Raw genomic sequence first — 1,245 nt, forward strand, 5'->3', positions numbered from 1 at the left:
TTTGTTAAAGCGTAAGTTAGAAAAACTAGAAAACATAAAAAATACACTTTTGAACAAGATGTTTGCAAATGAAAAAAATTTAAAGCCACATGTAAGATTTAAAGAATTTACTAACGATTGGTTCCAAGACAAGGTAGAAAATCTATTAAACTATACAAGACCAGACAAGTATATAACAAAGTTAAAAGAACCACTAAACAAAGGAAAAATACCTGTTTTAACAGCTAATAAATCATTTATTCTTGGATATACCAATGAATCAAATTATTATGACTCTGAGTGCATTATTTTTGATGACTTTACTCTTTTAAATAAATATGTAAATTTTAAGTTTTTAGTTAAATCTAGTGCCATAAAGATACTAAATCTTAAAAAAATAGAAAACAATTTACTTTTTATTTTCAATGTTTTAAACTCCTTAAATATGGTAAGTGATGGCCATAATCGTCACTATATCCAAAAAATTCAAAAATTAAATTTAGTAATTCCAGAATATATTGAACAAAACAAAATTGCTTTATTTTCTAAATTGTTTGATACCAACATATCTTTATTAAAGCGTAAGATAGAAAAAATGGAAAACATAAAACAAACATTGTTAAATAAAATGTTTGTTCAATAAATTAACAAAAAATATTGAAAAATACACAAAATAGTACTGAAAAATGTACTCAAATGTGTATTTTTTTATTATTTTACTTACGTTTTAATAAAGATATGTCGCCATTAAATAACTCAATAAACTTAGATATTTTTTGCATTTCCAAAGAATCTTTAGATAAATAAAAATCAATATTTGCCATAACGTTATTCATTAATTTTGGTATTGCACCTTTAGAAACAAATTTATGGGTTACAAGTGATAAACTTTTAGCAACTCCATGATTAGAAAATTCATAATTTATCAGTACTCCACACACATTTGTTGGATAAAATTTACCTTTTCTATAATTTACATCTCCCGCATAACCATCTGTTGTTCATGTAATAGCATCTTCAAAAAGATACTCATTGTAATAACCTAATAACCCTTTATTTACTGTTTTTGAAGAGAATACAGGATATTTATATTTTTCAGATGGAAATTCTTTTAATTTGTTAGTGTTTAAAACTTGACCTCTTGTGACTTTAAATAGATTTTCCACCTTTTGTTGGAACCAAACGAGAGTGTTTTTTAATGAAAATGCATTTTTTTCGACATAAAAAAGTTGAATTTTTGAGCAAAATCACAAACGCTTTAACAAA

2 protein-coding genes are annotated in these 1,245 nt (G+C 24.4%); one reads left to right on the forward strand and one right to left on the reverse strand.

From position 1 onward, the window contains the following. The coding region (locus tag N8G13_RS03270; RefSeq protein WP_391510165.1) for a hypothetical protein at window positions 1-622 on the forward strand (622 nt) is incomplete at its 5' end. A gap of 73 nt (window positions 623-695) precedes the next feature. Here the strand turns inward: N8G13_RS03270 and N8G13_RS03275 are convergent. Continuing rightward, the coding region (locus tag N8G13_RS03275) for a restriction endonuclease subunit S (protein WP_262289463.1) at window positions 696-1,245 on the reverse strand (550 nt) is incomplete at its 5' end.

Source organism: Mycoplasma zalophi (genome assembly GCF_025486335.1).
In the GTDB taxonomy this organism is placed as follows: Bacteria; Bacillota_I; Bacilli_A; order Mycoplasmatales; family Metamycoplasmataceae; genus Metamycoplasma; species Metamycoplasma zalophi.